The organism is Dolichospermum compactum NIES-806 (assembly GCF_002368115.1).
GTDB classification, from domain to species: Bacteria; Cyanobacteriota; Cyanobacteriia; order Cyanobacteriales; family Nostocaceae; genus Dolichospermum; species Dolichospermum compactum.
In genome coordinates this window covers 5,089,229-5,114,161 of the sequence record NZ_AP018316.1, presented here as the reverse complement: position 1 = coordinate 5,114,161, position 24,933 = coordinate 5,089,229, and the positions used below count along the sequence as shown (strand labels likewise).

Genomic DNA, 24,933 nt, shown 5'->3' with positions numbered 1-24,933 from the left:
CCTAGGAATAATCACGCTGACGCGAACGCGACTACACAAACCAAGTCCACCTATTCCTACGGTCCCGTAAGGGATACATGGACTAACACAAAATTAAGGTTCTTAACCCACGTTCGCGTAGCGTTCCGAAGGAATAGGTGGGTTTTGTCTGTGTAGCCGCGACTTCTAGTCGCCAGGGTTAGTATGGATTGAGACTTTTCAAACACCCTCTTAGAAGCTGGTGTTGCACCTCCAGTAGTTTTGGAAGCCTGTAATTTAGCCGATTTGCAAAAATATCGGGTAATTCATAATTAAGAAATCGGTTAATAATTTTTAGCAAATATTGAAATAATTTGCTAATTAAAATCCATCATATCTCCAAATTCTCCCATAATTTTTTCCATTAATTCTTCCATCATATCTTGCTGTATAGAACGGAGGCTTTCTGGTCCTGCGAGAAATTCTTTAATACTTATTTTCTTATCTTTAAAACCCTTCACAAAATCACGAATTTCCGCAACTATCTTAGTTTGAGATTGGATAGTTTCTAACATCACTTCAATACAATCAACCCCTTGTTTAGCTGCTTTTTTATAATCAGCAACCATCGTTCCTTCTGGGGTATTTTTTGCTAACCGGAGTTCTTGTTTCAATTTCTCATATTGATTTTTGAGAATTTGATTTTGTTGTTCTATATTTTTACATTTGCGACTTAAATCATCTTCGCTGTTATTATTAATTTTTTCTCCGACTTCATATTTACGTTCAATTTCTAAAAGTCGTGCTAAATCTCCTTCTTGATAAGCTTTATTAATTTCTTTCATGATTTCCGTGTGAGTCATTTGGGTTTCGTTGTCTTTAACCTTATCAGGGTGAAAGATTTCTGCTAACCGCAAAAATGTCTGACGAACTTTCCTAGATTCATCTGTTCTAGGGACTGTTGGCGATTCCGAATCCTGTTCTGCTTCCCAAAATTGACGACGACGTTGATGATTTTCTTGGTAATTATCATCTTCAAATAGTTCATCTAATTCATCGTCATTATCATCTTCTTCTTCATCAATAGCTTGATAACTAATAATTCCTCCCATTTGCAAACTTCTGTATAGTGATTCTATATTTTTCTGGGTTTGCTTTCCCATTTTTCTTGTATTTAAAATTTCGGCAAACAAAGCATGAATTTCTGCATCTAATTCTGCCATTGTTTTCATATTCGGACTAACTCGATGAAACACCTCTGTCGCTAAAGAACGCATTTTTTCCACAAAGTTATTTAATTCTGTCCGCTTTTTCTTAATTTGCTTTAATAAAGATTCATGTTCCTTCTCTAAACCCTGTAACTGGAGATGTAAGTCAGAAAGCGCGAGAGGAGTGACTGTAGCTGAGGATGCTGTTTTTGTTTTGCGTGCCATAGCAGATGCAATTAAGCTCAGGGTTGATAAAAGAAATATATTTATTATTTTAATTTATTATTACAATAATCAGGGTTTTCAGGTGGTAGATTTAGTTTTATTCTTAGTTCTGGATCATAACAGGCTTTTTCCCAATTTTTGGCAGATTTGACTTGTTCAGGAGTGAGATTTTTAGCTCCAATAAAATTAGCACTTTCCAAATCTGCACCTGGAAAGGTTGCATTTTGTAATTCTGCTTTTTCAAAATCTGCTCCTTGAAGTTTTGTATTTCTTAATTTAGCACCTTGCATTTCTGCATACCGAAATTTAGATTTTTGGAAATCAGCATCAAATAAATTTGCTTTTTGTAAATTGCTATAAGACAAATTTGCATTACGAATTTTTGTACATTCTTTATTACCATTATCTCGTGTTACACAAGTTAATTTAGTGCTTTTAAAACTAGCATCAATTAATAACGCATTACTCAAATTTATTCCACTTAAATCAGCATCATCAAGAATTACATAACGCAAACTAACTTGATCCTTATTTAGTTCTTCTAATGCTTCAATTCTACCACCACTACCAGGTTGACCTTTAGCACCATTAATTATTTCCCACGCTTGATAATGATTTTGTTGCTTTCTTTTTGGTGCTTCCTGATAATAGCCTATTAAAGATACTATTAAACTGATTAATACTCCTTTTTCTAGTAATCTTAAAAAGATAGTTGTTCCTACTTTTATCTTCTTGGGAAATTTAGTCAACCAACTTATCCATTCTGTTAATAACCACCATTTCTGTGGATACTGAGGAATGTGTATTTTGTTTTGTAAATATGTTTCAAAAAAACGACGGTAGTTTTCTGGTGATATTCCTATTTTTTGTGCTTCATTTTCTAACAATGAGAATTTATATTCACGAGTTAGAGGATCAGAAATATTAGCTATTTCTGCAAATTGTTCACGTATTCTATTGACATCTGATAATTCTTCAGAAATAGAATTATTTTGAATACCAGATGATTTATTTATATTAGGTTTTTGCCGCGGTTGATCTGGATTCATGAATTTTGCTATTTAATATTCTATTTTCCTTTATTTAAAATACGTTGACAATCTTTACATTCTTGGGAATTTGGATCATGTTCACAATCTTGCCGACATTTAATAATATCAGCAGAATTTTTTAAAGCATTACTCGTTGTTTTTGTAACTTCTGCTAATTTTTCTGCTAATTTTCTGAAATTTGCACCTACAGGAATAAGTGCTACTGTAACATCATTATTATTCATTGGTAATGATGCGATACGTGCCAAATTCCCAGATGAATTAAAAAGTTCTAAATTAAATTTTTGCGTAAAATATTTTTGACAATTCTCTCTAAATTTTGGTAAATCTAAATCTAAGTCTTTACTATCTAATAAATCTAATAAAATATTATTTGCTTCTTCAGCTTGTGAAATTGATTTTATCAGTTCCTCAAATAACTTTTTATCATCATCAGATAATTGATCAAGTTGATTGTCTGTGGTCATAAATACATCCCTATTTTTATATACTAAGTATATTTATAGTCAAGAATATCATAATTATCTTGAATTATGTATATCAAAATGTATAAAATTATTACGTATTTGTTACATAATTTTAACAACTCACTAATTTCTTACAAAAGAGGGGATCTGATGATAATTAATGAGTTGAAAATGACTTTCTGTTAATCTTTTCTTAACTTTTTGACTCAACAAAGCTGCTAATTCTACTTCACCACCGTGATTTATATCAGTATTTACTAAAGCAGGATGAGAATAAATTTCTACCAATTCGGCTTCTATTTGTGGTATCAAACGGAGTAAATATTTTTCACTCATGTCACCAGTTTGTAACAATCCATAAACCCTATCAGCAAATTTAATGTTATGAGCTTTTAATAAACCTTCTCCATAACGGCGTAATTGTCCAAAAACAAGAGACCAAATGATTTTAGTGAATAAGTTACGTTGATCAATTTTGAGATTTTTGGTGAGTTCTTCCGATGGTAAACGGATAAATTTAATCTGAAATTCCGTTGCAAATTCTGTTAAAATTTTCAAAACTACAGGATGTACATGAAGGTGTAAATGTCCATCAACATGAGCCAGATTTAAACCAGAATCACGGAATTTTGCTAATTGAGCATATATTTCTAACCGCAATTCTGCACGGGTAGCTTGATTGAATTGATAACTTAATCCTGCTTGGGTCGGGTTATGGGAAAAGTTACCCTGAGAGTCTACTAAATGGGGAATTTGCGAAGGTGGTAAAACTGATTTACCACAAACTAAAACCAGGTGTAACCCAACTGCTAACTGAGAATGATTCTTTGCCAGTGCGATCGCCTCTTGTGCAGCATCACCAGTTACCATTAAACTAGTGCTAGTTAAAATGCCTTCCTCATGGGCTTGAATAATAGCAGTATTCACACCCTGGGAAAACCCGAAATCATCAGCATTAATAATTAAATAAGACATTGGTATATAGATAATTAGGATTAAAAATGTCAGAATCAGGATGTAGAAGATTTAATTTAATTAATCCTGTTAATCCTGTAATCCTGGGTATCCTGATTCAGACAATTTACCTAGCTAAAGCCTGAGTTCGACGTTCATTCAAATAACCAAAGAACTCCTTACCTTCTCGCAAACGACGAACTAACATTTGTCTATCAGCCAACATTTCCCGCACAATCGGAATAATTGCTTTCGGACGGAAGTAAAATTTGCGATACATTTTTTCAACCGAATCTTCAATTTCTGCACTCGAAAGACTGGGATATTGCAAAGTTGAAGTTTGAATACCGGAAGTTGCGACTAAAGACTCATTCGCAAACCAACCTTTTTCTCTGGCTTGTTCATACAACTCTGTACCGGGATAAGGTGCAGCAATAGAAACTTGAATTGTATGGGGACTCAACTCACAAGCAAAGCGAATTGTTTCTTCTACAGTTTCCTTAGTTTCTATTGGCAACCCGATAATAAAAGTTCCATGTACAGTAATACCAAGTTTATGGCAATTCTTCATGAATTCTCGCGCCAATTCTAGCTTAATACCTTTTTTGATATTATTGAGAACTTCTTGATTGCCAGATTCAAAACCTACTAATAACAATCTTAAACCATTATCTCGTAAAGTTTTTAGAGTATCATAATCCAAGTTTGCACGGGCATTGCAACTCCAAGTTAAATTGAGTAGCTTCATGTGTTTACTAATTGCGATCGCTCGATGCTTGTCAATGGTAAAAGTATCATCATCAAACATATACTCCCGCACCTTGTCCCCAAAGAGAACCTTAGCCTCTTCCATTTCTCTGCCTACAGCATCGGGGCTTTTATGACGGTATAAATGTCCACCAATAGTTTGTGGCCATAAACAAAAAGTACATTTGGCTGGACAACCCCGCCCAGTATAAAAAGAAATGTAAGGATGTTGCAAATAGCCAATAAAATACTTGCTAATATCCAAATCACGAGCATAAACCGGCAACACACTGGGCATAGCATCCCAATCATGAATCAAAGGACGTTCCTCAGTTTGGTGGATATTCCCCAACTTATCCCGGTAACTCAAACCCTTGATTTCATCCCAAGGTTTTCCTTCTGCTAATTCCTTACAAGTATAATCAAACTCATTGCGGCACACAAAATCAATTACCGGATTTTCTCGCAAAGTTGCCTCTGGTAAAACCGCAACGTGCGCCCCCACAAACCCAACTTGTACATTGGGGTTTTGTTGTTTGATAGCTTCAGCACACTTAACATCATTAGCCAAAGATGGGGTACTAGTGTGCATAATTACCAATTCATAATCCTTGGCAATTTTCAGGACCTCATCCACAGTTTGCCCATGAGGAGGTGCATCAACTAACCTACTACCAGGAACTAAAGCCGCTGGTTGTGCTAACCAAGTCGGATACCAAAAAGAAGTAATTTCTCGTTTTGCTTGATATCGCGCCCCCGCACCACCATCAAACCCATCAAAAGAAGGTGGACTCAGAAATAAAGTAGTTTTCATGAATAGTTATCACGCACAAATTTTTTATTTTGGTAATGGGTAATGGGAATTTACCTCAACTCGGCTGTTCCCCGTTCCCTATTTCCTAACTGGCTTTGGCGTTTATACCCATCAGGTTTTCAATCAGGGAAACAACATCACTGCGACTGAGTTTTTCCTTACCACTAGCCAAAGCATCTAGAGTGCCATGAGCCAAAGCCAAAGGAATTTGGCAAAACTGCAAAGCCGGTCCATTGGGCAGAGAGTTCGTATAGGCATCTGCTAAGATAAGATTGCGACGGGCATATTCTTGGAGATTGTCATTATCCCAACCTGCTGGGTAAAAGTTGACCCCACGAGTGAGGTCTTCACCATTGTTTCGCAGAATATTGACCGCTTGCAAACCCCTACCAAATCCTATGGCTTGAGTGCGGTTGCTTTGAGTTCCATCATACCAGTTCCATAAATCTGAGAGTAACAAGCCCACAGCACCAGCCACCCCAAATGTATAACGGTCTAGATCCGCTTCTGTTTCTATTTTCCAATTTTTATCTGCCCAATAAGCCATTCTATCAGCCATTGCCGCTGTTGCATCCCAAATTCGCGGAGCAATACTTTCAGGGGCTAATATTGACCATTCTCTAATCCTTAAACTAACTTCTTGTAAAGAATTTTCGTAACCTTTAAAACCTACAGAGAAAGCATCCAGCGGAAAACCATCTACTCCAGCTTGCAATGTGAGGCTAATATTCTGCAACAGGCGTTTTTTAGTCTCGTTATCCAAGTTTGGATCGTCTTCAATTTGGTCAATGGCACGCATACACAAGTATGCTGATGCCACTGCTTCTTGTAATCCTGATGGTAAAATACTAATTGGGATATAAAAAGTTCTACTAGTGTCTTTAAGGATTTGCAACGCATCTACACGTAAATCCATTTTGTTCACTCCTGTCTTGATTTTCACACCACACCTAATTTCCGACTTTTCGATAATACTAGATTTAGTCTTTATTAAACCTTAAAAAGCATAAACACTCTAGTATTCAATCTAGAAATACATAGTCAATCGTGTCATATTTAACACAATTTTCGAGCTTATCAGAAAAATGCCCAAAACCCTTAAAGGTGCGCCCCACTCAAGAGGACACACCTGTGCTACTTCTACGCCGTGCAGGCTATCAAATAAGGGACGTAGCCTAAAGCCAGGATTTATTTTGCACTGACATTCTGTGTATATTGTATAATAAGCGGTTGTCGAACACAAACAAAGTTTAGTAACAAGATTAAATCAGCGCTAGTCCTTTCATCCTTGTTCTTGATCATTGTTAAATAATTCTAATAAACCAAATATACCCACAAAAAATGTATAAACCGCATATTTGATTGATGCTTGATTGTGAGCAGGTGCATAATAAGCAGCAATTAAGGCTTCGAGAAAATGAGCCAACAGCACAATATGAGTGATAATTAAAGCTGGAGTTAAGACACTTGGTATTTGACTGTTAGTGATTGATGTTTGGATATTCCATAATTCTAAGCCGGCTGCACTAGTTGTGAGTGTAATGGATATAATTTTGAAGATGGGGAATAATTTTATTTTGATATCTTTTAAGTTCATTTTGTTTAGATAATGTGTTGTAAGTTAATAATTTTAGGACGTTTTTGTTCATTAGGAAAATGACAGTGAACAGCGTCACGAATCATTACTCTCAGTGTTTCTATATCATCAGCTTGAGTAAAAATTGATTGACCTAATGCTGTGGCTGTATAACCACCATCTGGATCATCTTCAACGAGAAATATAATTTCAATCATGGGGATATTTTCTTGAGGGTGACATTATTGTATAGCAGAAATAGCGATCGCCTAATTTAGCTTTGAAGGTATATTAACTTAGGCATCTGTAGACATAGCTAAGAAATATATTTATGTTATTTACTAATTTACATCCAAAAGATACTCTTGGATTGCTTTAATAAATTTCCAAGGGTATTCATTTTCATTAACTTCCAGTCTAGGTAAAAGTTTCAACGCCCTTGTAATCCATTCTTTTTTATCTGTTGTGTATGCAATACCTTGTTGTACCAGCATAGACTCTAACTCACCACATGGATTTAGGACTTACGCAAGTGTCACACCAAAAATCTGTTGTAGGGTGCGTCAGACTGCATAAATCCTGCAAATAAACAGATTGTTGATATTTGACGCACCCTACCAATGTGCCAGTTGCGTAAGTCCTGGCTAATGTACGGAACATCCAACTACCATTTTCATCTTGATATCGCTCTACATTGTAGATATCGCGTATCTCTTGTAAACTAGCTGGAGATGTCCACTCAACATCAGTAACAACAATTCCTTGCAAAGATCGTTCTTTCGTTGTTTTCCCAGCAATATCCTTCAAAGCACGGCTTTTTCCAGCATTATTGGGACCAATAATAACAGTAATATTTCCCGGTTGCAATTCTAAGCCGTTGTTGAATATAATGCGATTTAGCTTGTAGGTATACATATAAATAAAACAGAATAAACATTTGTGTAGTCTAGCAGATACTTAATGTTTATCGCTGGTTTTCCGCCAAAAATGCTCAATCAAAACCAAACCCCCCTGATAGATGCCTTAAAAGCCTGTAAAAACCGTCCTCACGCCCCATTTTACACCCCAGGACATAAACGCGGTACTGGCATTTCCCCATTCTTAACCGATTTAATCGGTAAAGATGTCTTTCGGGCTGACTTAACGGAATTAGCAAAGTTAGATAATTTATTCAAACCAGAAAGCGTAATTCTCGCAGCCCAAGAACTCGCAGCGGAGGCTTTTGGGGCTGAGAAAACATGGTTTTTAGTTAATGGTTCTACCTGTGGAATTGAAGCAGCAATTCTTGCTACTTGCAAAATGGGAGATAAAATTATTCTGCCGCGAAATGTCCATTCTTCAGTTATTTCTGGATTGATTCTTTCTGGTGCAATTCCTATTTTTATAAATCCTGCATACAACTCAGATTTAGATATTGCATACAGCATTACACCAGAAGCATTAAAAGCAGCATTAATACAACATCCAGATACCAAAGCAGTGCTGATAGTTTATCCTACCTATCATGGTGTTTGTGGAGATTTGCTGGCATTTGTACACCTTACTCATCAATATAATATTCCCTTAATTGTAGACGAAGCACATGGCGCACATTTCCATTTTCATCCCGATTTACCCATATCAGCTTTAAGCGCAGGTGCAGATTTAACTGTACAATCAATTCATAAAACACTGGGGGCAATGACACAGGCATCAATGTTACATATTCAAGGTAAAATCATTGATATTGATAGAGTCAATAAAGCCTTACAATTAGTACAATCTACCAGTCCTAGTTTTATCCTTTTGGCTTCTCTAGATGCTGCCCGTCAGCAAATGGCAATACATGGAAAAAAGCTCATGTCTCAAACTTTAGAATTAGGGAAAGCCGCCAGAATTCAAATTAATCAAATTCCTGGTTTATCTACTCCCCTTTCTCAAAAAGAAAAATCACCGGAATTTATAGATTTAGATAAAACTAGATTAACAGTTAATGTTAGTAAATTAGGGTTTACTGGCTTTGCAGCCGAAGAAATTTTAGATGAGAAATTTAATGTAACTCCAGAATTTTCATCTTGGCAAAATCTCACATTTATTATTAGCTTAGGAAATACAGAAACAGATATTCAAAATTTAATTATATCTCTAAATAATCTTAGTCGTATTAATCCATTAGAAATTCAAAATATATTGTGTAAACCCAGAAAAAATAATACAAGTAATATTATATCTATTTCTCCCCGTGAAGCTTTTTTTGCTAATAGTGAAATCTTGTCTTTCGAGAAAACTCAAAACCGGATTTGTGCGGAAATTATTTGCCCTTATCCTCCAGGAATTCCTGTATTAATGCCTGGAGAACTCATTACAAAATCAGCTTTAGAATATTTGCAAGAAATTCAAAAAATGGGTGGTTTTATTACAGGTTGTGCAGATAGTAGTTTGAGAACTTTAAAAGTTGTAAAAACATAAATCATCTAGGTATACCTATAATAATCATAAGAATATTTTAGTGGCAAATTTAATCTGGCACTAAAAATTCGTGCTTATATAGAGTTAGCACTTTATCATAAAATTAAATAATTCCCGTGTTAGAAGCGTGTGTACTGGTAACAATACTCTGTGGTTTTTTTGGGATTATCCTCAAAAAAAACCTGGTCATGAAAATAGTCTCTATGGATGTGATGAGTACAGGTGTGATTGCCTTTTATGTACTAATTGCATCACGAGAAGGGTTATTTACTCCCATTATTTCAGATGTAAAAAATATTGCTTATGCTGATCCTGTTCCCCAAGCAGTGATATTAACAGCAATAGTCATCGGTTTCTCGATACAGGCTTTGATGCTAGTTGGTGTGATGAAATTAGCACGGGATAATCCCACATTGGAAAGTAACGAGATTGAGAAAAATAATACACCATGAATACCATTACACTGACTTGGATTGCTACCCCATTTTTTCTAGGATTCATCATTTTTCTAGTCCCCAAACTTAACCGACATTTGACATTGTGGGGGACTATTGCTTCTGCTGCTTATGGGTTGCAGCTATTTATCGAACGATCACCCATCACCCTGAATTTACTGGATAGTTTTGGTATTACTTTAGTAGCCGATGATTTAAGTGGTTACTTTATTTTAACAAATGCACTGGTAACGGCTGCTGTTGCCCTCTACTGCTGGCGCAGTGATAAAACGGCTTTTTTCTATGCCCAGATGATTATTGTGCATGGTAGCCTCAATGCTGCCTTTGTCTGTGCAGATTTCATTAGTCTATATGTGGCGTTAGAAGTAAGCGGTATTGCGGCTTTTTTATTAATTGCTTATTCTCGTAGCGATCGCTCAATTTGGGTAGGTTTACGGTATCTCTTTGTTAGTAATACTGCAATGTTGTTTTATCTGGTTGGTGCAGTGCTGGTTTATCAGACACATCATTCCTTTAGTTTTGCCAGTTTAAAGGGATCACCACCAGAAGCACTAGCATTAATTTTTCTGGGATTATTAATCAAAGCGGGGATTTTTGTATCCGGTTTATGGCTACCTTTAACTCATTCTGAATCAGAAACACCAGTTTCCGCATTGATGTCAGGAATTGTCGTTAAAGCCAGTGTTTTGCCTTTATTACGTTGTGCATTCGTTTCCGAAGAAATTGATACCATAGTCAGAATTTTTGGTATGGGAACAGCTTTAATGGGTGTCTCCTATGCTGTATTTGAAAAGGATACCAAGCGCCTGTTAGCATTTAGCACTATTTCCCAGTTAGGCTGGATTCTCGCTGCACCGGCTGTAGGTGGATTTTATGCCCTCACTCATGGATTAGTCAAATCATCTTTGTTTTTGATTGCGGGTTCTTTACCCAGTCGCAATTTTAAAGAACTGCAAAATAAACCCATTCATACAACAATTTGGATACCTTTAGTTATTGCTAGTTTATCAATTTCTGGTTTTCCTTTGTTATCAGGGTTTGCAGCAAAAGTATCAACGACGAAAAATTTAGAATCTTGGCAATTGATACTGATGAATATTGCCGCAGTTGGTACAGCCATATCTTTTGCCAAATTTATTTTTCTCCCCCATACAACAGCAGAAGAACAAAAAACAAAATCCGGTTTTTGGATATCAGTAATCTTTTTGATTACTGGATTATTTGTGGCAAATATTATCTATCTTCCAGCTTATGAAATCACCAATATTACAAAAGCAATCGCAATTATCGCTGCGGGGTGGTTAGGATATCATTTAATTTTCAAAAATTTATCAATATCTCTACCTCGTGTATTTGAAGAATTTGAGCATTTAGTTGGTGTCATGAGTCTAACTTTAATCATATTATTTTGGATGGCTTTCCCATGATTGGACATTTCATATTAAGACTGTCAATTTGGTTATTACTCACAGCGAATGTGAGTGTAACAAATATTATCATCGGTGTAATTATTGCCTTACTTTTACCACGTGGTAAGTCATCACCAGAAAAATTAAAATCTTGGTTAAAGGTAATAATTAAAATCTTTGTTGCCATTCCGGTAGCTTTTATGGAGGCATTTGAAATTATCTTCCGTCCCCATAAACAAGAAGAAATTATCATGGAGAAAGTCAAACTCAACAGATCACCATTATTGGTTTTTTTCGATATATTTCTGATTACCTTTACCCCTAAAACCATAGTTTTGAAATACCACGAAGAAGGATGGTATGAAGTTCACTATATTAAACCCAGGAAAAAACAAGCATGAACTTAGAAATAGTCTTAATAGCAATGATTTTGGCTTTACTAATTCCCATCTATGAAGCCTGGAAAACAGATGATACTTGGCAGTTGATGTTAGCATTTGGCAGCATTTCCAGTAAAGTGGCTATCATGATTCTCGTAGTTTCCGTTTTGCGCGATGATTGGATGATTGGTGTAGTTGCAGCGATTATTTTGACAGTAGGAAATGCCGGATTAATGTTATTAGCACATATACTCAGAAGATTAGGTGAAGTATGATCAACTTTCTTAGTTATACCTGCATAGGTATAGGCATAGTTTTCTGGTTTTGGGGAACTTCTCATTTAGTCAGCAACAGATCAGTATTATTCAAATTACATGGACTTTCTGTTGCTGATACTTTAGGTTCAATGATGATTATTGTCGGACTGTTACTGAAAATACCCAGTGAATGGCCACTACTTATTCTTGGCATTATTTCCTTAGCAATTTGGAATACTATGCTTGGTTATGTATTAGCATACTGTTCAACAGAAGAGGCAAAAAATGAATGATACTTATCTCTATTTAATCATTGCTTTATTACCCTTAACTGCGGGAATGTTAGTAACTCAAACTAACCCCTATCATGCCTTAGTAATTCGTGGGGTACTGGGTGCAGTTGCGGCAATGGTAGATGCAGTTTTGGGTGCAGCAGATGTGGCTTTAACAGAAGCATTAATGGGAACAATGCTATCAATTACTTTGTATGCGATCGCAGTTCGTTCATCCTTAGTATTACGTCTTGGGATCATGGAATATCAATCAATAGAAAAAAATCAAGATGGAAATTTTCAACAATTAATAAACGATTTCCGCAGCATTTTTAATAAACATTATTTGCGTCTAGAACTTGTACCTTATCCTACTCAAGAAACTTTACAACAGGCACTAATTGAAAAAGAAATTCATGCTAGTTGTGTGCAATTAGACAAGGTTGTGGAAGCAGAAGAAACATACCAAACTGTGATTAGAGTGCAACGCATTTACAACATCGTAAAAAGTGAACTTTCATCACCAAAAACCACTTTAAAATATTTCAATGTTTTAGATTCAGGGGAGCAAACTTTATGAAATTAGTTTACATTTTAGCCGGAATAGCTTTATTTGTGAAAATGTTGATTATGCCTCATTCAGAACCGAATTTACTAGATATTTCTACTGTGGAAACAGTGGTAAAAGAAAGTGGAGTTCCTAATGCAGTCTCAGGAATTATTTTCAGAAATCGGCTATATGATACAATCTTTGAAGTTATTGTTTTTACTATTGCCATTCTCGGAGCTAATTTTTTATTAGCTAATGAAAAACCATCTTGCAGCATCTATCAATTTAAAGATCAACCATCAATAATATTAGCTCGTCTAGGGGCGACAATTGCGGCATTAGTGGGCATTGAATTAGCAATTAGGGGGCATTTGAGTCCGGGGGGTGGTTTTGCGGCTGGAGTCGCTGGAGGGACAGCAATCGGACTGATAGCAATTACCTCATCATACCAATGGATGCAGGATATTTACCAACGTTGGCACGCGGCTATCTGGGAAAAGGTTTCCGTATTAGTTTTCATTGTTTTAGCAGTGATAACTTTGTCAGGAATGGAATTACCACATGGAGAGTTAGGAACATTATTTAGTGGTGGAATTCTGCCAATATTAAATATCCTAGTTGCTGTTAAAGTAGCATTAGGTTCTTGGGCTGTGATTTTGATTTTTATTCGTTATCGAGGTTTGTTATGAAAAATGGGAGTTTAAAGAATTAGCGATCGCACTTAGGAACGCAAATTTAATAACCTGCAATTCTGACTTAACCTGAAATGGTGCGTTACGCTGTCGCTAACACACCCTACTTTTGCACTTTATTTAATTCATATTCCTTAGCTTGTGTTAACCTATCGCTTAACCTAACCTAGAAATCAATGCTAAAGTGCAATAATAGCTGGTACTTCTTCTTCAACTTCATAACCATTTGCTAATCTTTCTATCGCACCATCAATTAAATCTAAACCTTGTTGGACAGTTTCCATTAAACTTAATTTACCCCGTAAATCAGCCGCACCCATAAAGCCTTTAGCATACCAAGTCATGTGTTTACGAGCCTGACGGACTCCCCTATCTCCCTTGTATTCCCACAAAGCAAAAAGATGTTCTCTGGCACATTCTAAGCGTTGAATTGGGTTAGGTGGTGTTAATAATTCTCCAGTTTTTAAGAAATGATCAACTTCACCAACTAAAAAGGGATAACCTAAAGTTCCACGAGAACACATTACTCCATCTGCACCAGTTTGTTCTAAACATTTTACCGCAGCTTCCACAGAAAAAATATCTCCATTCCCAATCACAGGAATTGATAAAATTTCCTTGACTTTAGCTATCCATTCCCACCGTGCATTACCATTATAACCTTGAGCGCGAGTGCGTCCATGCACAGTAATCATTTTTGCTCCTGCGCCTTCCATTCTTTTCGCAAAATCAAGAATAGTAATTTCCTGATCATTCCAACCAATGCGGGTTTTTACAGTTACAGGAACATCTACTGCTTTGACAACTTCCCGCACAATTGCTTCCGCAATTTCTGGTTGACGTAATAAAGAAGAACCACCACCATTTTTAGTAATTTTATTCACAGGACATCCCATATTAATATCAACAGTATCTGCACCTTCAGCAACTGCTTTTATAGCTGCTTCTGCTAAAAAATCGGGACGACAATCAAATAATTGAATACTAATTGGACGTTCGTTAGGATCTACTTCCATAATTATTGGTAATTGCTTAACATAATGTAAGCCTGTAGCATTTACCATTTCTGTATACACCATAGATTCTGGGGCATAACGACGCACTAAACGCCGAAATACCATATCTGTCACCCCTGATAGAGGAGACTGTAAAACACGGCTTTTAACCTCAAATGAGCCAATCTTTAGAGGTGTGGAAAGTCTAGCTTGGAGTTCAGGTGAAAGGGAAATCATGGTAATAAATAAATATAATGGTTAATTGGGGAATCGAAGACTAACCAAGGGTAGTTAATTGCAGTGTGGGTTTTTAAACCAGTAAATCCTAATGGACATAAATAAGATGACTATAAAAAATACTGAACATAAAGACCGTCTTCTTGTCTCTTACCTCTTGTGTGGGGCTGGTTTTTTGGGAATAGGTGGTTTACATCGCTTATATAATGGTAAAACGGCTACTGGTTTATTATGGTTCTTTACCTGTGGGTTCTTTTACTTGGGACAAATCTATGATTTATTAATCATACCTAATATGGTAGACGAATATGAGCAGAAATTGCTACTAAAAGCAGGTTTATCACCTTTAGGCGTATCCATGAATGAACGGATATTTATTTCCCAAGTTCACAAACCGGCGGAGAAACCAATGATTGTTAAACTAATAGAAGCCGCAGAAGCTAAGGGTGGTAGTTTAACTGTAACTCAAGGTGTTAAGGCTACAGGAATGAGTTTTGGAGAAGTCGAAGCTACACTCCAAGAAATGCTGAAATCAAATCATATCAGAATTGGTAATGACCCCATTTCTGGAGTGGTAACTTATTATTTTGATGAATTGTAATAATCAAAAATAGCATCTTTATTAATTACCTCAGTCACACTAAAAATCTGTTGTCGGGTGTGGTTCGGCAAGCTCACCAACCACGTCAGATATCAATAATCTGTTTATTGGCAGGATTTATGCAGTAGTAAAGCACCCTACCAATGTGCCAGTTGCGTAAGTCCTGTAGGATTGCAATGACTCATTTAGATTATGAATGAGTTACTTTGTTTTTTGGGACTTTGCGTCAGATAAATTCATATCACACAAGTCAACCAACTTACAAATATCACAACTAGGAGAACGGGCTTTACAGACAGCCCGACCATGATAAATTAATCTAATTGACCAATTTTCCCAGTCTGGTTGGGGTAATAACTTCATTAAATCCTTTTCAATTCCCACAGGTTCGGTATTTTTTGTCAATCCCAAACGCTGACTCAAACGCTTTACGTGAGTATCTACAGTTACTCCAGCATTAATACCATAAGCATGAGCTAAAACCACATTTGCAGTTTTTCGGGCTACTCCTGGAAGTTTTAATAAGTCTTCCATTTTGTTGGGAACAACAGCGTTAAAATCCTGAACAATCATTCGACAAGCACCTTGAATATTCTTAGCTTTATTGCGATAAAATCCTGTCGAACGTACCAATTCTTCTAACTCTGTTAAATTTGCATTTGCTAAACTTTCCGCGTCAGGAAATTTGCCAAATAATCCTGGCGTTACTTTGTTTACCCTTTCATCTGTACATTGAGCGGAAAGAATAGTTGCTACTAATAATTGTACAGGGGTGGCATAATCTAGGGAGCAAGTTGCGTCTGGATAAAGATGCTGAATACGGGAAAGGATTTCTAAAGCCCGTTGTTTTTTGGTTAATGATTTACGAGTCAATCAATTTTCTCTTGTGATTGTTTAGTTGTTAGTGGTCAGTTGTCAGTTGTCAATAGTTTTTTGAATTTACTCATCTATTGCTTAACTGGCAACTGACGCTAATCAGTAAATATACAGCAGGGTGCGTAGTTAGGAGATACAAAATATAAATTGAAACCTATACACAAAGCCAGTTCTACTTCTGAATCCTGAATCCTGCTGTATATTTACTGAAACAATTTTTGTACCCATTCTAGCTGGGATGTTAATTGGGTTGTTTCTTTGACAATTAGGAAAATACCTAATCCTAAAAGTAACACTAAGCCAGTTTGCATCACACCTTCTTGAATTTTGTTAGGTAAAGGTTTACCAAATAATCCTTCAATGAGTAAAAAGGCTAATTGTCCACCATCTAAAGCGGGAAGAGGCAAAATATTAATAATTGCCAGGTTAATACTAATAATTGCCGCAAAAGAAAATAAATTTGTGCTATCACTAGCTGCTAATTGTGCGCCAATTTGGACGATTTTCACGGGTCCTGAAACTTGTCCCACCGTTTGCCCAAAATTAGTAATTAATTGCCCAAAACCTTGAAATGTTCCCACCACTAACTGTTGGAAGCGATTAGCAGCAAGTTTGATAATCTCGACAATATCTTGAGGACGGCGATAAATTGCTTTACCATTTGGACCTAATTCAATTCCTACGACACCTTTACCATCAGCACCTTGTTTAGGTGTTAGTTTCAGGTTGGTTTGTTGGGTTTCGTGTTGAATTTTGAGGTCAATTTCTTGATTAGGGTGGGTTTGGATTTCCTTGGTTAATAATGTGGTGGCATCTTTACCTAGTGGAATTTCTTGACCATTCACAGCGAGAATAATGTCTCCTTCCCGAATCCCTGCTTGATAAGCGACGGATTGTTCGTTTACAGGTTTGACAAGTACACCTGGTTGATACTGAAATTCTTGGGGTATACCAACGATTCCCAGTTGCAAAGCCAACATTAAATACGCAAAGATTAAATTGGCGATGACACCGGCACTAATGACTATAGCACGGTCTAAAACTGGGCGGTTACGCAGCAAATTCGGGTCATTGGGGGGAATTTCGCTATCTGGATCATCGTCGGGAAAGCCGACAAAACCACCCAAGGGGAAGGCACGGATAGTGTATTCTGTTTCTGATCCTTGGTACTTCAAAAGAATCGGACCAAACCCCAGGGAGAAGCGGTTAGCATAAATGCCTTGAGAACGGGCGGCTATGAAATGTCCCAACTCATGTACTAAGATCAAAATAGCCAAGACTGCGATCGCTGCTAAAACTGACATAGAGCAAATTAATCAAAATATTCGGATATATGTTCTTATTGTAGTTTGGGAATGGGCAGACAGACCCCATTTCCTGTATTTGTTTTGTCTCAGTTAGGCTATTATTGCCCAAACAATGCAGTTGCGTTACTTTTTTGATATAATTATGGGCTGCAAATTTGATACAGTGTTATTAAGAAATTGGGCAACGGATAATGCCCTTAATTCTCAGCAGAAATTTCTATGGATGGGGAGGTTACACTATAGCTAACTCACTCTACAATTTTATAGGCGGGTAAATTATGATTCAAGCTTTACCTCAAACTAAATTAGTCAGCTTTGAAGAGTTTACAGAGTGGTATCCAAATACAGAAGTCCGCTATGAATTACATAATGGAGTAATTGTAGAAATGACACCACTCGTAGGAGATCATGAAGAAATTGTTGGATTTTTAGCTACACAAATTACATTAGAGTTTAGTCGGCTAAAACTTCCTTATTTTATCCCCAAAACAGCTTTAATCAAATCAGCAAACAGCAAATTAGCATACTTACCAGACATAATACTGTTAAATCGGTCTAATCTCGTCAATGAACCTTTGTGGAAAAAACAGTCTACTATTAGTGAATCTGCGTCTGTTCCTCTTGTGGTGGAAATTGTCAGTACAAATTGGCGTGATGATTACCACAAAAAACTGGCTGATTATGAACAAATGGGGATTGTTGAATATTGGATTGTTGATTATGCTGCTTTAGGTGGTAGAGCATTTATTGGCAATCCCAAACAACCAACTATTTCTATTTATCACCTAATAGATGAAGAATATCAAGTTAGTCAGTTTAGAGATAATGACCTGATAATATCACCAAGTTGGCCAGAGTTAAATTTAACTGCTAATCAAATTTTTAAAGCCGGTGTTTAGATGACAATCACAAAAAAGCAATTACCGAATTTCTGGAAATTTCCGAAAAATCCTAGCCTCTCCCAGCGATTAATGCAGATTGGGTTGGGTATGACTCTATTTTTCATCTTTTTAGCCTTTTTTGCTCCTGTTTTTCAAGGTTGGGGGTGGTTGCAAAACCCGAAGGAATTTCTTGCTAACCCTATTCATGAAGCACCTTCGGCTAAACATTGGTTTGGCACAAGTCGTTTAGGTTATGATGTCTTTTCTCGCAGTGTGTTTGGTGTGCAAGCGGCGTTGCAAGTTGTGACTTTAGCAACATCTTTGAGTATGATTATTGGTGTGCCGTTGGGAATGGTTAGCGGTTATTTGGGAGGAAAATTAGATAAAGCTCTACTGTTCTTTATGGATAGTATTTATACATTGCCAGGATTGCTACTGTCGGTAACATTGGCTTTTGTCGTGGGAAGAGGTATCTTAAATGCTGCGATCGCTATTAGCATAGCCTACATTCCCCAATATTATCGCGTAGTTCGTAACCACACCGTTAGCGTTAAAACTGAAGTGTACATCGAAGCTGCACAAGCAATGGGTGCTTCTACCTGGGCTGTCTTATCACGGTATCTATTTTTCAATGTTATTCAAAGCGTCCCCGTCCTCTTTACTCTCAACGCCGCAGATGCCATCTTAGTCTTAGGTGGTTTAGGATTTTTAGGTTTAGGATTACCCGAAGAAGTACCGGAATGGGGATATGATTTAAAACAAGCTCTAGAAGCACTACCTACAGGCATTTGGTGGACTACCTTATTTCCTGGTTTAGCAATGACAACTTTAGTTGTAGGGTTATCACTACTTGGTGAGGGGTTAAATGAATTTGTCAATCCTCGTCTGAGAAGAGAAAATAGTCGTTAATCATTAGTTATTGGTCATTGGTCATTGGTTATTGGTCATTGGCAAAAAATAACTAATGACAACTAACAACTGACAACCTGAGAGAGTTTTGTGAACGATAATATTACTTTAATTGCGGCTGCTACAGGTGGGTTAATGCTTTCTGTAGCCTTATCTGGTATTTTAAAAGGCGCACCAATCACAGATTGGCAACAGGCACACAAAACTTCATACCCAATTGCTAATGTACGAATCGTCAATACAAAGAAATGATCATAGCCCCCTCCTAATAAGCGGAGTTGGGGTTCATGTGATATCTGCTATTTGCACCAGCTTTAATAAATCTTTGACATTTATCAGTATATCTTCTGAGAAATTTTTAGGATAGATAAGATGATGAAGATGCCAACCCGGAAGAGTTTCACCCAGTAAATAATAGTAATCCAAACCTATTAAATTACTAATCCACCAATAATAAACCCTCTTAAATCATTGTCTTGTAAATCCAAGTTGCTATTAGTAAAAGTTGATAACCAAATTGATTGACATTCAATTTAGTTTCCTTGCAATAACAAAGCTAATGCTAAATACCAATAATTAGAAATTAAGTTAGGAACTAATTCAATACATTTTTCATAAAGATTGATAGCTGCTGTAAAATCTCCCTGCTTGAGATAAATATCAGCCTGATGTTTAAGTTGTGTAATATCCATTTGATTAACTACTATATTTATAGTTAGATTCTACCTGATCTCAAACTCTATATATCTAATCACCAATTTATGTCGCAAACTGAGAGCATAGATTTAAAAAATGATATATTAATCTCTTATGTAGTTTTTATAGAATAAATTAACATTGTGCAGCAAGTAATTGGTATTGATTTAGGGGGAACTGCGATTAAGTTGGGGCGGTTTACAGCGGATGGAAATTGTTTGCAATCTTTATCTGTGAATACTCCCCAGCCGGCAACACCAGAAGCTGTATTATCTACAATAGTAGATGCGATCGCCCAAATTGACCCCAATAATGAAAGTATCGCCATTGGTTTGGGTACTCCGGGGCCTGCTGATGCTACGGGAAGAATTGCTAAAGTTGCCATTAATCTTATAGGATGGCATGATGTCCCCTTAGCAGATTGGTTAGAAGCGAAAACGGGTAAACCAACAATTTTGGCAAATGACGCTAACTGCGCTGGTTTAGGAGAAGCTTGGTTAGGTGCAGGTCGAAGTTTCCCCAATTTGATTTTACTAACTTTGGGAACTGGCGTTGGTGGGGCAATTATTCTTGATGGTAAATTATTTGTCGGTCATCAAGGTGCAGCAGCAGAATTAGGTTTAATCAGCTTAAATCCTGATGGACCGATGTGCAATAGTGGTAATCAAGGTTCATTAGAACAACATACTTCCATATCTGCTATCCGCCGTCGTACAGGCAAAGAACCCGCAGAGTTAGGCGCACTCGCCCAAGCTGGAGATCCAGAAGCCTTGACTTTTTGGCAAGAATATGGTAAAGATTTAGGAATTGGATTAACCAGTTTACTCTATGTGCTAACACCCCAAGCCATTATTATTGGTGGTGGTGTGAGTGCGAGTTTTGAGTTTTTCTTACCGTCATTAACAGCAGAAATCGAAAAACGGGTTTTACCAACATCTCGCGCAGGTTTGCAAATTCTCCCAGCAGAATTAGGAAATGCAGCCGGTATGGTAGGCGCTGCTAAGTTAGCATTAACAATTAGACAAATATGCGTATCCTAAAACCTTTGTAGAGACGTTCCATGGAACGTCTCTACATTATTTATCGGAGATGTCTATTAAATAATGGGACAGAGTTAATTATACAACTGAATTTTTCTGTTCCCTGTCCCCGTGGCGTAGCACCTGTCACCTGTCCTATTAAGAAACTTTTACAGGCTTAGGTGTAGCAGTTGCAGAATGGGATTGAGAAATGGCAGCGGTCATCAATCCTTTGAATAAGGGATGAGGTGCGTTAGGGCGAGATTGAAATTCGGGGTGAAATTGACAAGCGATAAAGAAGGGATGTTTGGGATATTCGACAATTTCCACTAATCTACCATCTGGAGATGTGCCACTGACCAAATAACCAGAATCTAATAACTGACTGCGGTAGACATTATTGAACTCGTAACGGTGACGGTGACGTTCATAAATGACTTCTTCTTGATAAAGTTGGAAAGCTAGGGTGTTGGGAAGTACGCGACAAGGATATAACCCTAAGCGCATTGTTCCGCCTAAATCTACCACATCCTGCTGTTCTGGTAAGAGGTTAATAACTGGATTGTCCGTATATGGGTCAAATTCAGCACTATTGGCACTAGATAAGCCTTCGACATTTCTCGCCCATTCAATCACGGAACACTGCATTCCTAAGCATAAACCTAAAAAGGGAATTTGGCGATCGCGGGCGTATTTAATCGCCGCAATTTTACCGTCTATCCCCCGACTACCAAAACCACCAGGAACGATGATACCATCAACACCTGATAGATAGTTTTCCGGTGGTTCATTTTCCAAAACTTCCGAGTTTACCCACCGCAGACGCAAATCACCATGAGTCGCAATAGCCGCATGACGTAAAGACTCAACCACAGAAAGGTAGGCATCACCTAACCGCACATATTTACCAACAATGGCAATTTCGACGGTGTGTTTAGGATTATACATCCTGTCTACCATCGTTTCCCATTGGGTCATATTGGGTTGACGTTGTTCCATTTGCAGTAAGTTGAGAACTTGTTCGGCTAATCCTTCCCGTTCTAAAATGACTGGGACTTCATAGATACTGCGGGCATCTGGACTGGTAATAACACATTCTACAGGGACATCACAAAACTCTGATAACTTTTGTTTCAAGCCGACAGGAATAGGGCGATCGCTCCGACATACTAAAATATCTGGTTGAATGCCAATGGATCGCAATTCTTTCACAGAATGTTGAGTAGGCTTGGTTTTCATCTCTCCCGCCGCCGCAATCCAAGGCAACAAAGTAACGTGCATATATAACACATTACGCTTTCCTACTTCCTTTCGCAGTTGGCGAATTGCTTCTAAAAAGGGTAGCGATTCAATATCACCTACAGTCCCACCAATTTCCGTAATCACAGCGGAAGGATTAGTTTCTTTAGCAACTCTGAGGATTCTGTCTTTAATCTCATTGGTAATGTGAGGAATTACCTGAACAGTACCTCCATTGTAGTCGCCTCGGCGTTCCTTGTTAATAACTGACTGATAAATTAAGCCAGTAGTAACACTGTTTAACCGAGACATTGAAGTATCAGTAAAGCGCTCGTAATGTCCCAAATCCAAATCTGTTTCTGCACCGTCTTGGGTGACAAAAACTTCCCCATGTTGAAAGGGACTCATTGTGCCTGGATCAACGTTAATATAGGGATCGAGTTTAAGAATCGAAACCGAATAATCCCGCGATTTAAGCAAACGTCCCAGACTTGCTGCTACAATTCCCTTACCAATACTGGAAACAACGCCCCCAGTTACAAAGATAAACTTAGTCATAGTATTTTCAATTTCTAGCAACTCTTAATAGATTTTGTTCCCGAAGGAGAATTTGTGTAGACAATGTTGGAGGCTTGTATGCAGGATGAATTTTACCCGATTGAATTCTCTTGTTTGAGGCCAATGTATTGCCACTTTTGCATTCATATTTGATTCCATCTTGGCTATTGTGCCACAGTCCCTATTCTGAAATCTTCTGTGTTTGTCCATGAAAAAACTTTTAGGGTTAGTATTATTTAATTTCTTATTCACCTCCTCAGTTGCATTAGCACAAGAACCACTTTTAGTAGTTTTTCCCCCTACAAACTACCAAACCAGCACAGAAAAAATATTTTTTATCGGTACAGCCCCCCCCAAAGGTCAGGTTTTAATTAATGGTAAGCTGATTAACCTTAGCAAAGCTGGGCATTTTTCCCCTAGTTTTCCCTTGCAGTTAGGAGAAAATATATTTAAAGTTCGTTACCAAAATCAAGAACGAGAGATTAAGATCAGGAGGGTATCTACTCAACCTGAGTTACCCCAAGGTTTAGGCTTTGCTAAGGGTTCCTTGACTCCTGCTGCTGATATTGCCAGATTACCAGGAGAATTAATTTGTTTTAGTGCAGTTGCACCACCTCAAGCTACTGTCTGGGTGAATCTAGTAAATCAAAATATTGCCCTTTTACCCCAACCTTCCCAGGCACAATTACCTCCAAATTCAAGTGTTTTGACAGGGTTAAATCAGCCTAATCTTTCTAGTCTTACCAAATACCAAGGTTGTACAACAGTCGCAAATGCTGCTGATTTAGGAAAACCTCAATTTAATTTACAAATTAATGATCAAAGAATAACTCAAACTGGCTTGGGCAAAATCGAACTTCTGTCCCCGACACAGTTACCAGTTGCGGAAATTGCATCAGAATCGGGCGTTACTCGCACTGGATCTAGTAACGACTATTCAAGACTGACACCATTGCCAAAGGGAACTATGGCAACTGTTACGGGTAAGGACGGTGAATGGTTGCGCTTAGACTATGGAGCTTGGATTAATAGCAAGGAAACTAAAATTATATCAGGTGCGGTTGCACCACAGACGATAATTCGGAGTGTGGGCTATCGGCAATTAGCTGAAGCTACGGAGATTCGTTTCCCCTTAGAAACTGCTGTGCCGGTGAGTGTGGAACAGGGAAAAAATTCCTTTATGCTCACCCTTTACAATACCATTGCCCAAACAGATACTATTCGCCTAGATGATGACCCCCTGATTTCTCGCCTAAATTGGCAACAGGTAAGCCCTAAACAGGTCAAATATACTTTTAACCTCAAAAATATCCAACAGTGGGGCTATAAGCTGAGGTATGACAATACCACGTTGGTTTTAACTTTACGTCATCCACCAAAACTTAAAAATAGCAAACTTTTACCTTTATCTGGCATCAAAATTGTACTTGATCCAGGGCATGGTGGTAAAGAATCTGGTTCAAGTAGACCGACGGGATATTTAGCAAAAGATGTAAATTTGCTAGTTTCTAAGTTACTGCGGGATGAGTTGGCCAAGCGTGGTGCAACAGTGGTAATGACAAGGGATGATGATCAGGATGTTTCTTTGGTGCAACGTCAGGAGATAATTAATCAAGAAGAACCGACCATTTCTCTTTCCATTCATTACAACTTTTTACCTGATAATAGTAATACTGCCAATACTAGGGGTTTAGTCAGTTTTTGGTATCATCCCCAGGCACATAACCCCACAGTATTTTTACATAATTACCTAGTTAATAAACTTCCTCAACCGTCTTTTGGTGTATTTTGGAATAACTTAGCCCTGACTCGTCCTAGTGCGGCACCTGCGGTATTATTAGAATTTCGGTTTATGAAAAATGCTAATGAGTTGGAGGAGATAGTCAACCCTCAACAACAGCAAAAAATCGCCAAGATATTGGCTGATGGAGTGACTGAATGGTTTAAAATGGTGCAATAGTATATTAACTCAAGTTGTTAGTTATCTGGTTGAGCCTGGTAATGGGTAATTGGTAATGGGTAATTGGTGAGTAAATTTCTGTTTTCATCCTGTTAATCCTTTAATCCTGGACATTATCTCGACTTCGCTCGATAACCACCTGATTCTGACAATTTACGTTATTAGTCTTTTTATCTTTTTTGGTTATTTTT

General features: G+C 37.4%; 29 protein-coding genes. 14 read left to right on the top strand and 15 right to left on the bottom strand.

All coding sequences use genetic code 11. The features are described 5' to 3' along the window. Positions 1–335: 335 nt before the first annotated feature. From CA730_RS23710 to CA730_RS25315, 10 genes are all read right to left on the bottom strand, one after another. A complete protein-coding gene (locus CA730_RS23710) occupies positions 336–1,391 on the bottom strand; it encodes a J domain-containing protein (protein WP_096671088.1) in 1,056 nt (351 codons plus the stop codon). A 44-nt stretch (positions 1,392–1,435) separates the two neighbouring features. Beyond that, positions 1,436–2,440, bottom strand: a complete 1,005-nt coding sequence (locus tag CA730_RS23705) for a pentapeptide repeat-containing protein (RefSeq protein WP_096671086.1) — start codon at positions 2,438–2,440, stop codon at positions 1,436–1,438. A gap of 20 nt (positions 2,441–2,460) precedes the next feature. After that, entirely contained in the window at positions 2,461–2,910 is a 450-nt protein-coding gene (locus CA730_RS23700) for a hypothetical protein (protein ID WP_096671084.1), read from the bottom strand. Between the two features lie 123 nt (positions 2,911–3,033). Continuing rightward, positions 3,034–3,885, bottom strand: a complete 852-nt coding sequence (hpnK, locus tag CA730_RS23695) for a hopanoid biosynthesis-associated protein HpnK (RefSeq protein WP_096671082.1) — start codon at positions 3,883–3,885, stop codon at positions 3,034–3,036. A gap of 106 nt (positions 3,886–3,991) precedes the next feature. Beyond that, on the bottom strand, positions 3,992–5,425 hold the full coding sequence (gene hpnJ, locus CA730_RS23690) for a hopanoid biosynthesis associated radical SAM protein HpnJ (protein ID WP_096671080.1): 1,434 nt from the start codon (positions 5,423–5,425) through the stop codon (positions 3,992–3,994). 85 nt (positions 5,426–5,510) lie between these two features. Beyond that, positions 5,511–6,341 (bottom strand): squalene/phytoene synthase family protein, encoded by an 831-nt coding sequence (locus CA730_RS23685; protein ID WP_096671078.1) that lies wholly within the window; start codon positions 6,339–6,341, stop codon positions 5,511–5,513. 366 nt (positions 6,342–6,707) lie between these two features. Beyond that, a complete protein-coding gene (locus CA730_RS23680) occupies positions 6,708–7,022 on the bottom strand; it encodes a hypothetical protein (protein WP_096671076.1) in 315 nt (104 codons plus the stop codon). 5 nt (positions 7,023–7,027) lie between these two features. Then, positions 7,028–7,219, bottom strand: coding sequence for a 2-oxoisovalerate dehydrogenase E1 subunit beta (locus CA730_RS23675; protein ID WP_096671074.1), 192 nt, complete (start codon positions 7,217–7,219; stop codon positions 7,028–7,030). A 123-nt stretch (positions 7,220–7,342) separates the two neighbouring features. Then, the gene (locus tag CA730_RS24770; protein ID WP_157750052.1) at positions 7,343–7,495 is read right to left on the bottom strand and encodes a hypothetical protein; all 153 of its coding nucleotides are present in this window, start codon (positions 7,493–7,495) and stop codon (positions 7,343–7,345) included. A gap of 10 nt (positions 7,496–7,505) precedes the next feature. After that, complete coding sequence (locus CA730_RS25315) at positions 7,506–7,916, bottom strand: ATP-binding cassette domain-containing protein (protein ID WP_096671072.1); 411 nt, start codon at positions 7,914–7,916, stop codon at positions 7,506–7,508. Positions 7,917–7,988: 72 nt separating this feature from the next. On the opposite strand from CA730_RS25315, the gene CA730_RS23665 reads away from it, so the two are divergent. From CA730_RS23665 to CA730_RS23630, 8 genes are all read left to right on the top strand, one after another. After that, positions 7,989–9,449 (top strand): aminotransferase class I/II-fold pyridoxal phosphate-dependent enzyme, encoded by a 1,461-nt coding sequence (locus CA730_RS23665; RefSeq protein ID WP_096671768.1) that lies wholly within the window; start codon positions 7,989–7,991, stop codon positions 9,447–9,449. A 116-nt stretch (positions 9,450–9,565) separates the two neighbouring features. Then, positions 9,566–9,901: a cation:proton antiporter subunit C gene (locus CA730_RS23660; protein WP_096671070.1), complete on the top strand. Its 336-nt coding sequence runs from the start codon at positions 9,566–9,568 to the stop codon at positions 9,899–9,901. Continuing rightward, positions 9,898–11,331, top strand: coding sequence for a cation:proton antiporter (locus CA730_RS23655; RefSeq protein ID WP_096671068.1), 1,434 nt, complete (start codon positions 9,898–9,900; stop codon positions 11,329–11,331). Before CA730_RS23660 ends, CA730_RS23655 begins: the two co-directional genes overlap by 4 nt. Then, positions 11,328–11,714 (top strand): Na+/H+ antiporter subunit E, encoded by a 387-nt coding sequence (locus CA730_RS23650; protein WP_096671066.1) that lies wholly within the window; start codon positions 11,328–11,330, stop codon positions 11,712–11,714. The genes CA730_RS23655 and CA730_RS23650 overlap by 4 nt, the downstream gene beginning before the upstream one ends. Then, positions 11,711–11,968: a hypothetical protein gene (locus tag CA730_RS23645; protein WP_096671064.1), complete on the top strand. Its 258-nt coding sequence runs from the start codon at positions 11,711–11,713 to the stop codon at positions 11,966–11,968. Before CA730_RS23650 ends, CA730_RS23645 begins: the two co-directional genes overlap by 4 nt. Continuing rightward, positions 11,965–12,243, top strand: a complete 279-nt coding sequence (locus CA730_RS23640; protein WP_096671062.1) for a monovalent cation/H(+) antiporter subunit G — start codon at positions 11,965–11,967, stop codon at positions 12,241–12,243. Before CA730_RS23645 ends, CA730_RS23640 begins: the two co-directional genes overlap by 4 nt. After that, positions 12,236–12,802 carry a DUF4040 domain-containing protein gene (locus tag CA730_RS23635; RefSeq protein ID WP_096671060.1) on the top strand — a complete coding sequence of 189 codons (567 nt, stop codon included), beginning with the start codon at positions 12,236–12,238 and terminating at the stop codon, positions 12,800–12,802. Before CA730_RS23640 ends, CA730_RS23635 begins: the two co-directional genes overlap by 8 nt. Continuing rightward, positions 12,799–13,461 (top strand): Na(+)/H(+) antiporter subunit B, encoded by a 663-nt coding sequence (locus CA730_RS23630; RefSeq protein WP_096671058.1) that lies wholly within the window; start codon positions 12,799–12,801, stop codon positions 13,459–13,461. Before CA730_RS23635 ends, CA730_RS23630 begins: the two co-directional genes overlap by 4 nt. A 182-nt stretch (positions 13,462–13,643) precedes the next feature. Here CA730_RS23630 and dusB read toward each other — a convergent pair whose 3' ends face one another. After that, the gene (dusB, locus tag CA730_RS23625; RefSeq protein WP_096671056.1) at positions 13,644–14,696 is read right to left on the bottom strand and encodes a tRNA dihydrouridine synthase DusB; all 1,053 of its coding nucleotides are present in this window, start codon (positions 14,694–14,696) and stop codon (positions 13,644–13,646) included. A gap of 106 nt (positions 14,697–14,802) precedes the next feature. Here dusB and CA730_RS23620 point away from each other — a divergent pair, with 106 nt between their 5' ends. Further along, the gene (locus CA730_RS23620) at positions 14,803–15,297 is read left to right on the top strand and encodes a TM2 domain-containing protein (RefSeq protein WP_096671054.1); all 495 of its coding nucleotides are present in this window, start codon (positions 14,803–14,805) and stop codon (positions 15,295–15,297) included. Positions 15,298–15,498: 201 nt separating this feature from the next. Here the strand turns inward: CA730_RS23620 and nth are convergent, their stop codons facing one another. After that, positions 15,499–16,170 carry an endonuclease III gene (gene nth, locus CA730_RS23615; protein ID WP_096671052.1) on the bottom strand — a complete coding sequence of 224 codons (672 nt, stop codon included), beginning with the start codon at positions 16,168–16,170 and terminating at the stop codon, positions 15,499–15,501. A gap of 206 nt (positions 16,171–16,376) precedes the next feature. Next, entirely contained in the window at positions 16,377–17,477 is a 1,101-nt protein-coding gene (gene rseP / locus CA730_RS23610; protein WP_096671050.1) for an RIP metalloprotease RseP, read from the bottom strand. A gap of 281 nt (positions 17,478–17,758) precedes the next feature. On the opposite strand from rseP, the gene CA730_RS23605 reads away from it, so the two are divergent. The 3 genes from CA730_RS23605 (at position 17,759) to CA730_RS25040 (ending at position 19,522) form a co-directional block, all read left to right on the top strand. After that, complete coding sequence (locus tag CA730_RS23605; protein WP_096671048.1) at positions 17,759–18,379, top strand: Uma2 family endonuclease; 621 nt, start codon at positions 17,759–17,761, stop codon at positions 18,377–18,379. Next, positions 18,380–19,270, top strand: a complete 891-nt coding sequence (locus CA730_RS23600) for an ABC transporter permease (RefSeq protein WP_096671046.1) — start codon at positions 18,380–18,382, stop codon at positions 19,268–19,270. Positions 19,271–19,360: 90 nt separating this feature from the next. Then, positions 19,361–19,522 carry a hypothetical protein gene (locus tag CA730_RS25040; protein ID WP_172891239.1) on the top strand — a complete coding sequence of 54 codons (162 nt, stop codon included), beginning with the start codon at positions 19,361–19,363 and terminating at the stop codon, positions 19,520–19,522. Positions 19,523–19,803: 281 nt separating this feature from the next. Here the strand turns inward: CA730_RS25040 and CA730_RS23595 are convergent, their stop codons facing one another. Next, positions 19,804–19,962 carry a tetratricopeptide repeat protein gene (locus CA730_RS23595; RefSeq protein ID WP_096671044.1) on the bottom strand — a complete coding sequence of 53 codons (159 nt, stop codon included), beginning with the start codon at positions 19,960–19,962 and terminating at the stop codon, positions 19,804–19,806. Between the two features lie 147 nt (positions 19,963–20,109). Here CA730_RS23595 and CA730_RS23590 point away from each other — a divergent pair, with 147 nt between their 5' ends. After that, on the top strand, positions 20,110–21,006 hold the full coding sequence (locus CA730_RS23590) for an ROK family protein (RefSeq protein WP_096671042.1): 897 nt from the start codon (positions 20,110–20,112) through the stop codon (positions 21,004–21,006). 138 nt (positions 21,007–21,144) lie between these two features. On the opposite strand, the gene CA730_RS23585 is transcribed toward CA730_RS23590, so the two are convergent. Further along, positions 21,145–22,782, bottom strand: coding sequence for a CTP synthase (locus tag CA730_RS23585; RefSeq protein ID WP_096671040.1), 1,638 nt, complete (start codon positions 22,780–22,782; stop codon positions 21,145–21,147). Between the two features lie 208 nt (positions 22,783–22,990). Between CA730_RS23585 and CA730_RS23580 the strand changes: the two genes are divergently transcribed. Further along, the gene (locus CA730_RS23580; RefSeq protein WP_096671038.1) at positions 22,991–24,742 is read left to right on the top strand and encodes an N-acetylmuramoyl-L-alanine amidase; all 1,752 of its coding nucleotides are present in this window, start codon (positions 22,991–22,993) and stop codon (positions 24,740–24,742) included. Positions 24,743–24,933: the final 191 nt, after the last annotated feature.

Excerpts from the sequence above, each read along its gene's own strand:
- CA730_RS23635 (WP_096671060.1), top strand. The coding sequence starts at position 12,236 with ATGAATGATACTTATCTCTATTTAATCATTGCTTTATTACCCTTAACT.
- CA730_RS23600 (WP_096671046.1), top strand. The coding sequence starts at position 18,380 with ATGACAATCACAAAAAAGCAATTACCGAATTTCTGGAAATTTCCGAAA.
- CA730_RS23585 (WP_096671040.1), bottom strand. The coding sequence starts at position 22,782 with ATGACTAAGTTTATCTTTGTAACTGGGGGCGTTGTTTCCAGTATTGGT.
- CA730_RS23680 (WP_096671076.1), bottom strand. The coding sequence starts at position 7,022 with ATGAACTTAAAAGATATCAAAATAAAATTATTCCCCATCTTCAAAATT.
- CA730_RS23685 (WP_096671078.1), bottom strand. The coding sequence starts at position 6,341 with ATGGATTTACGTGTAGATGCGTTGCAAATCCTTAAAGACACTAGTAGA.
- CA730_RS23640 (WP_096671062.1), top strand. The coding sequence starts at position 11,965 with ATGATCAACTTTCTTAGTTATACCTGCATAGGTATAGGCATAGTTTTC.
- CA730_RS23705 (WP_096671086.1), bottom strand. The coding sequence starts at position 2,440 with ATGAATCCAGATCAACCGCGGCAAAAACCTAATATAAATAAATCATCT.
- CA730_RS23595 (WP_096671044.1), bottom strand. The coding sequence starts at position 19,962 with ATGGATATTACACAACTTAAACATCAGGCTGATATTTATCTCAAGCAG.
- CA730_RS23630 (WP_096671058.1), top strand. The coding sequence starts at position 12,799 with ATGAAATTAGTTTACATTTTAGCCGGAATAGCTTTATTTGTGAAAATG.
- rseP (WP_096671050.1), bottom strand. The coding sequence starts at position 17,477 with ATGTCAGTTTTAGCAGCGATCGCAGTCTTGGCTATTTTGATCTTAGTA.
- CA730_RS23605 (WP_096671048.1), top strand. The coding sequence starts at position 17,759 with ATGATTCAAGCTTTACCTCAAACTAAATTAGTCAGCTTTGAAGAGTTT.
- CA730_RS23650 (WP_096671066.1), top strand. The coding sequence starts at position 11,328 with ATGATTGGACATTTCATATTAAGACTGTCAATTTGGTTATTACTCACA.
- CA730_RS25315 (WP_096671072.1), bottom strand. The coding sequence starts at position 7,916 with ATGTATACCTACAAGCTAAATCGCATTATATTCAACAACGGCTTAGAA.
- CA730_RS23675 (WP_096671074.1), bottom strand. The coding sequence starts at position 7,219 with ATGATTGAAATTATATTTCTCGTTGAAGATGATCCAGATGGTGGTTAT.
- CA730_RS23620 (WP_096671054.1), top strand. The coding sequence starts at position 14,803 with ATGACTATAAAAAATACTGAACATAAAGACCGTCTTCTTGTCTCTTAC.
- CA730_RS23645 (WP_096671064.1), top strand. The coding sequence starts at position 11,711 with ATGAACTTAGAAATAGTCTTAATAGCAATGATTTTGGCTTTACTAATT.
- CA730_RS24770 (WP_157750052.1), bottom strand. The coding sequence starts at position 7,495 with ATGCTGGTACAACAAGGTATTGCATACACAACAGATAAAAAAGAATGG.
- CA730_RS23580 (WP_096671038.1), top strand. The coding sequence starts at position 22,991 with ATGAAAAAACTTTTAGGGTTAGTATTATTTAATTTCTTATTCACCTCC.
- CA730_RS23655 (WP_096671068.1), top strand. The coding sequence starts at position 9,898 with ATGAATACCATTACACTGACTTGGATTGCTACCCCATTTTTTCTAGGA.
- CA730_RS23700 (WP_096671084.1), bottom strand. The coding sequence starts at position 2,910 with ATGACCACAGACAATCAACTTGATCAATTATCTGATGATGATAAAAAG.
- hpnJ (WP_096671080.1), bottom strand. The coding sequence starts at position 5,425 with ATGAAAACTACTTTATTTCTGAGTCCACCTTCTTTTGATGGGTTTGAT.
- CA730_RS23710 (WP_096671088.1), bottom strand. The coding sequence starts at position 1,391 with ATGGCACGCAAAACAAAAACAGCATCCTCAGCTACAGTCACTCCTCTC.
- dusB (WP_096671056.1), bottom strand. The coding sequence starts at position 14,696 with ATGATTTCCCTTTCACCTGAACTCCAAGCTAGACTTTCCACACCTCTA.
- hpnK (WP_096671082.1), bottom strand. The coding sequence starts at position 3,885 with ATGTCTTATTTAATTATTAATGCTGATGATTTCGGGTTTTCCCAGGGT.
- CA730_RS23665 (WP_096671768.1), top strand. The coding sequence starts at position 7,989 with ATGCTCAATCAAAACCAAACCCCCCTGATAGATGCCTTAAAAGCCTGT.